Annotated in this window: 3 protein-coding genes; all 3 read right to left on the bottom strand. The window is 69.9% G+C overall.

Going from position 1 to position 6,081, the window contains the following annotated elements:
- Positions 1-116: 116 nt before the first annotated feature.
- Positions 117-1,511, bottom strand: coding sequence for a phosphotransferase (locus tag G3I41_RS03970; protein WP_164398909.1), 1,395 nt, complete (start codon positions 1,509-1,511; stop codon positions 117-119).
- 228 nt (positions 1,512-1,739) lie between these two features.
- A complete protein-coding gene (gene treS, locus G3I41_RS03965) occupies positions 1,740-3,446 on the bottom strand; it encodes a maltose alpha-D-glucosyltransferase (RefSeq protein WP_164398908.1) in 1,707 nt (568 codons plus the stop codon).
- Positions 3,443-5,476, bottom strand: a complete 2,034-nt coding sequence (locus G3I41_RS03960; RefSeq protein ID WP_164398907.1) for an alpha-1,4-glucan--maltose-1-phosphate maltosyltransferase — start codon at positions 5,474-5,476, stop codon at positions 3,443-3,445. The genes treS and G3I41_RS03960 overlap by 4 nt, the downstream gene beginning before the upstream one ends.
- Between the last annotated feature and the right edge of the window lie 605 nt (positions 5,477-6,081).

Here is a 6,081-nt window from a genome sequence, read left to right as displayed (position 1 = left end):
GCGGCGGGCGCGGCGGGCTCGGACTTGCGGGACGGCTTGCGGGCGGTCACAGGGACGGCCTCCTCGGAGGTGTTGGCGGGGCGGAACGGGCGGGGCGGTACGGGGGCGGGACATCCTCAGCCGGCGGAGACCGAGGCCAGGCGGTGGATCGCGGCCATCGGGACCGGCAGCCAGTCGGGCCGGTGCCGGGCCTCGTAGAGCACCTCGTACACCGCCTTGTCGGTCTCGTGGGCGCGCAGCAGCTCCGGCTCGGCGCGCGGGTCGGTGCCCGCCGCCTCGGCGTATCCGTCGCAGTACGCGTCCCGGCAGCGGGCGGCCCACTCGGGCTTCCAGGGCCGGTGCGAGCGGGCCGCGTAGTCGAAGGAGCGCAGCATCCCGGCCACGTCGCGCACCGGGGGCTGCGGGCTGCGGCGCTCCGGGAGCGGCCGGGCCGGCTCGCCCTCGAAGTCGATCAGCGACCAGAAGCCGTCGGTGCCCCGCAGGGTCTGGCCCAGGTGGAGGTCCCCGTGCACCCGCTGCGCGGCCCAGCTGCGCCCCCGGTGCCCGAGCGCGGCGACCGCGTCGAAGGCGGTGCGCAGCCCGGGGACGTACGGGACCAGCTCCGGGACCGCGTGGGCGGCGGCCTCCAGGCGCTCCACCATGGCGGCGGCCAGCTCGTCGGTCTGGGAGCGGCGGAGCAGCGGGGTGGGCAGGGCGGCGGCGAGCGCGGTGTGCACCTCGGCGGTGGCCCGGCCCAGCGCCCTCGCCTCGGCCAGGAAGTCGTGCCCGGTGGCCAGGGCGCGCAGGGCGAGCTGCCAGCCGTCCTGGGCACCGCGCAGGTAGGGCTGGAGCACCCCGAGCGTCAGCTGCTCCGGGGTCGCCGCCTCGAACCAGGCGACCGGCGCGGGGACCCGCCCGCACCCCTCGCGGGACAGGGCGAGCGGGAGTTCCAGGTCGGGGTTGGTGCCCGGGAAGACCCTGCGGAAGATCTTCAGGATGTACGCGTTGCCGTACACCAGCGAGGAGTTGGACTGTTCGGTGTCCAGCACCCGGGGCGGCAGGTTCTCCGGGATCGGCTCCGCGCCCCGGTCGAAGCGGACCGCGCCGAGCCGGCCGGGGGTGCGCAATCGTTCCAGCAGCAGCGAGGCGAGGCGCGCGTCGTGCAGTCCGTCGTAGACCGCGAGCCCGGCCAGCGGCCCGTCGGGCACCCGGCCGATGGCGGCGGGCGCCAGGTGCTGGGGCAGCGCGGAGCGGACGCCGAGGAGCAACTGGTAGCAGTCCACGGGGGGCTGGGCGGGCATCGTGGGCTGGTGGACCCGCACCAGCAGGTGCAGGAGTCCCGGGGCGGAGCCGTCACCGCCGTCCACCGGCAGTATCTCGGTGGCCGAGACGAGCGAGAAGGCGGTGATGGGCCGTCCCTTGCCCGCGAACCACCGCTGCCGGGGCAGCCATTCGTGGAGCAGCGGTCCGAGAGACGGAAGCAGGGCTGTGCTGTTCGCCAGGGCGACCTGAGCGGATGCAGCCTCCGACATGGCATCGCGTCCTTTCCCCGGGCACACCACAGGATGCGAAGAGTGTCCCGGATTGCGGCATTGGCTGTCCGGCTGTGCGGGACGTGTCGGGTCAGGATGATCCGTACGGACTCGACATGAGGGGATAGAAACGCCAGGAGGATCCAGGAAGCTTCCTGAACCACCCGGTATGGGTGCGGGTGCCCCGTGCGAGGCGGCGGTAACCGCCCCGCACGCGGCCCTCGCGCGTCAGCTCGGCGGCGCGTCCTTGCGCAGCCGGAACCAGTAGAAGCCGTGTCCCGCGAGTGTCAGCAGGTAGGGCCACTGACCGATGGCGGGGAAGCGCACCCCGCCGATCAGCTCCACCGGATGACGCCCGTTGAAGGACCTGAGGTCGAGCTCCGTCGGCTGTGCGAACCGGGAGAAGTTGTGGACGCACAGCACGAGGTCGTCCCCGTGCTCACGGGTGAAGGCGAGGACGGCCGGGTTCGACGACGGCAGTTCGTTGTAGGTGCCGAGGCCGAACGCCGGGTTCTGCTTGCGGATCTCGATCATCCGCCGCGTCCAGTGCAGCAGCGAGGACGGGGAGGCCATCGACGCCTCGACGTTGGTGACCTGGTAGCCGTAGACCGGGTCCATGATCGTGGGGAGGAAGAGCCGCCCGGGATCGCTGGAGGAGAACCCGGCGTTGCGGTCGGGCGTCCACTGCATCGGGGTGCGTACGGCGTCCCGGTCGCCCAGCCAGATGTTGTCGCCCATCCCGATCTCGTCCCCGTAGTACAGGATCGGGGAGCCCGGCAGCGAGAGCAGCAGGGCGGTGAACAGCTCGATCTGGTTGCGGTCGTTGTCCAGCAGCGGTGCCAGCCGGCGGCGGATGCCGATGTTGGCCCGCATCCGCGGGTCCTTGGCGTACTCCGCGTACATGTAGTCGCGCTCTTCGTCCGTCACCATTTCGAGCGTCAGCTCGTCGTGGTTGCGCAGGAAGATCCCCCACTGGCAGTTGTCCGGGATCGCCGGGGTCTTCGCCAGGATTTCCGAGACCGGGTAGCGGCTCTCGCGCCGTACGGCCATGAAGATGCGCGGCATCACGGGGAAGTGGAACGCCATGTGGCACTCGTCCCCGCCGGACCCGTAGTCGCCGAAGTAGTCCACGACGTCCTCGGGCCACTGGTTGGCCTCGGCGAGCAGGACCGTGTCCGGGTAGTTGGCGTCGATCTCCTTGCGGACCCGCTTGAGGAAGTTGTGGGTCTCCGGCAGGTTCTCGCAGTTGGTGCCCTCGCGCTGGTAGAGATACGGCACCGCGTCGACCCGGAAGCCGTCGATGCCCAGGTCCAGCCAGAAGCGGAGTGCAGAGATGATCTCCTCCTGCACCGCCGGGTTCTCGTAGTTGAGGTCGGGCTGGTGCGAGAAGAACCGGTGCCAGTAGTACTGCTTGCGCACCGGGTCGAAGGTCCAGTTGGACGTCTCGGTGTCCACGAAGATGATCCGGGCGTCCTGGAACTGCTTGTCGTCGTCGGCCCAGACGTAGTAGTCGCCGTACGGCCCGTCGGGGTCGGTCCGGGACTGCTGGAACCACTCGTGCTGGTCGCTCGTGTGGTTCATGACGAAGTCGATGATCACGCGCATGCCGCGCTGGTGCGCGGCGTCCACGAACTCCACGAAGTCGGCGAGGTCGCCGAACTCCGGCAGCACGGCGGTGTAGTCGGAGACGTCGTAACCGCCGTCGCGCAGCGGTGACTTGAAGAACGGCGGCAGCCAGAGGCAGTCGACCCCCAGCCACTGGAGGTAGTCGAGCTTGGCGGTGAGCCCTTTCAGGTCTCCGATGCCGTCGCCGTTGGAGTCCTGGAAGGACCGGACGAGCACCTCGTAGAAGACGGCGCGCTTGAACCAGTCGGGATCGCGGTCCTTGGCCGGGGTGTCCTCGAACGTGTCGTGGACGGGCTCATTGACGATCATGGTGTGGGTGACCCTCCGGTCGGCGGGGACGGTCGCAGGACGGCGATGTGCGCGGGCGTGACGCCCGGCTCAAGGCGCACATAGAACGTCCTGCCCCAGTGATAGGAAGCGCCGGTGAGCTCGTCGCGGACCGGCACGCTCTCGTGCCGGTCGAGGCCGAGTTGCGGCATGTCCAACGAGACGGTCGCCTCCTGGGTGTGGTGCGGGTCGAGGTTGACGACCACCAGAAGGATGTTCGAACCGGAACGCTTGCTGTACGCGATCACCGCGTCGTTGTCCGCGGCGTGGAAGTGCACGTCACGCAGCTGCTGCAGGGCCGGGTGGCGGCGCCTGATCCGGTTGAGCGAGGTGATGAGCGGGGCGAGCGAACGGCCCTCGCGCTCTGCGGCTTCCCAGTCCCTGGGCCGGATCTCGTACTTCTCCGAGTCGAGGTACTCCTCACTGCCGTGGTGGATCGGGGTGTTCTCGCACAGCTCGTACCCCGCGTACACCCCCCAGGAGGGGGAAAGGGTCGCCGCGAGAACCGCCCTGGCCTCAAATGCCGGCCTGCCGCCTTCCTGAAGGTATCCCGGAAGGATGTCGGGCGTGTTCACGAAGAAATTCGGTCGCATGAACGCGGCGGTCTCACCGGCCAGCTCGCGCACGTAGTCCGTGAGTTCCTGACGGGTGTTCCGCCAGGTGAAATACGTGTACGACTGCTGGAATCCGATGGCGCCGAGGGTGCGCATCATCGCCGGCCGGGTGAACGCCTCGGCCAGGAAGATCACGTCGGGATCGGTGCGGTTGATCTCCGCGATGGCCTTCTCCCAGAAGATCACCGGCTTGGTGTGCGGATTGTCGACACGGAAGATCCGCACACCCCGGTCCATCCAGAACCGCAGGATGCGGACGCTCTCCGCGACGATGCCCGGAAGATCCTTGTCGAAGGCGATCGGATAGATGTCCTGGTATTTCTTCGGCGGATTCTCCGCGTACGCGATCGAACCGTCGGCCCGGTGCTGGAACCATTCGGGGTGCTTCTCCACCCACGGATGGTCCGGCGAGCACTGGAGCGCGAAGTCCAGGGCCACTTCGAGACGCAGGGTGCGGGCCGTCTCCACGAAGTGGGCGAAGTCCTCCAGCGTGCCCAGATCCGGGTGCACCGCGTCGTGCCCGCCCTCCGCCGAACCGATCGCCCAGGGGACCCCCACATCGTGCGGGGCGGGGGTCAGCGAGTTGTTCGGGCCCTTGCGGTGCGTCGTGCCGATGGGGTGGATCGGCGGCAGGTAGACCACGTCGAAGCCCATCGCGGCAACCGCCGGCAGCCGTTCGGCCGCCGTCCGGAAGGTGCCGCTCACGACCCGGGGCGGCTGCGGTTCGGCGGTCTTGGCGCCCCGGCCCCTGCGCGGTTTCGGGGTCTCGTACCTGGCCCCCTCGGAGCGCGGGAACATCTCGTACCAGGAGCCGTACAGCGCGCGCCGCCGCTCGACCACCAGCGGGTGCGGGCGGGACGCGGTGACCAGTTCCCGCAGCGGGTGGCGGTCCAGCGCCGCCCGGGCCTCGGGCGCCAGGGCCGCCGCGAGGCGCGCCTCGGCCGGCTTGGACTCGTCGCGCAGCGCGTCGACCGCCGCCAGCACCGCCTCCCGGCCGTCGCGCTTCGGGACGCCCTCGGCGGCGCGCTCGTACAGCTCGGCGCCCTCGGCGAGGACCAGCGCGGTGTCGATGCCCGCCGGGATCTTGATCCCCGCCGCGTGGCGCCAGGTGGCGACCGGGTCGCTCCACGCCTCGACCGTGTACGTCCAGCGGCCCTCGGAGTCCGGGGTGACCTCGGCGCCCCAGCGGTCGGTGCCCGGCGCCAGCTCGCGCATCGGGGTCCAGGGGCCCGGGCGCCCGCTCGGGCTGCGCAGCACCACGTTGGCGGCCACCGCGTCATGGCCCTCGCGGAAGACGGTCGCGGTGACCTGGAAGGTCTCACCGGCGACGGCCTTGGCGGGCCTTCTGCCGCAGTCGACGAGCGGATGGACGTCGAGAACGGGAATGCGACCGATCATGGAATCACCTGGAGGCTGGAGCTCGGATTCGGCAAAGGAGGCAGCGTGCGCCGAAGGCTGAACGCGCGCGCCGCGAAGATGGGGTTGCGTCCTTTCTAGCCGCTCCGTGGATGACTGGTGGGGTGTGGGCATGGCCGCTCCTGTGCGCGTTCACTCGAATGGCAGTCCAAACAGGTCGTATACGAACCGGGGGACCGATCACCGGCGGCCAGGGAATGAATCACGCGCGTGCCGGAGATGAACCGTCGTCGGCTGTCATCCGAATGCATTCGTTCCGGGTACCGGAGAAGCCTTCCCCCGCATCGTGGTGGGCCAATCCGGTGATATGTCAGCTGCTCGGGCGTACGGGGGACGTGGGAATGGGCGCCACCCGGCAGCTTTCCTTGTGCCGCGAAGGCCCACAAGACCGAATGAGGAGAAGGAATCGGCCATAACGCCTGTGGCGTACGGGTCCGGTGAAGCCTCGCGGGACCGGGGAGGCGTACGGGAAATCCGGGCGCCGTGTCGGGGGCGCCGCGGTCACGGCTACCGTCGAGGGTGACGGAGCGGCGCACATGGAGGTGCGTCCCGCTCGGATTCGTACGTCCCCTGTAAAGGTGGAATAC

Origin of the sequence: Streptomyces sp. SID9727, assembly GCF_010550605.1 — a bacterium.
Classification (GTDB): Bacteria; Actinomycetota; Actinomycetes; order Streptomycetales; family Streptomycetaceae; genus Streptomyces.
Note: the sequence above shows the minus strand (reverse complement) of the source record. Positions and strands in the feature narration are given on the sequence as shown.

Bases quoted from the DNA above. Each gene is read 5' to 3' on its own strand.
- G3I41_RS03960 (WP_164398907.1), bottom strand. From the start codon at position 5,476: ATGATCGGTCGCATTCCCGTTCTCGACGTCCATCCGCTCGTCGACTGC.
- G3I41_RS03970 (WP_164398909.1), bottom strand. From the start codon at position 1,511: ATGTCGGAGGCTGCATCCGCTCAGGTCGCCCTGGCGAACAGCACAGCC.
- treS (WP_164398908.1), bottom strand. From the start codon at position 3,446: ATGATCGTCAATGAGCCCGTCCACGACACGTTCGAGGACACCCCGGCC.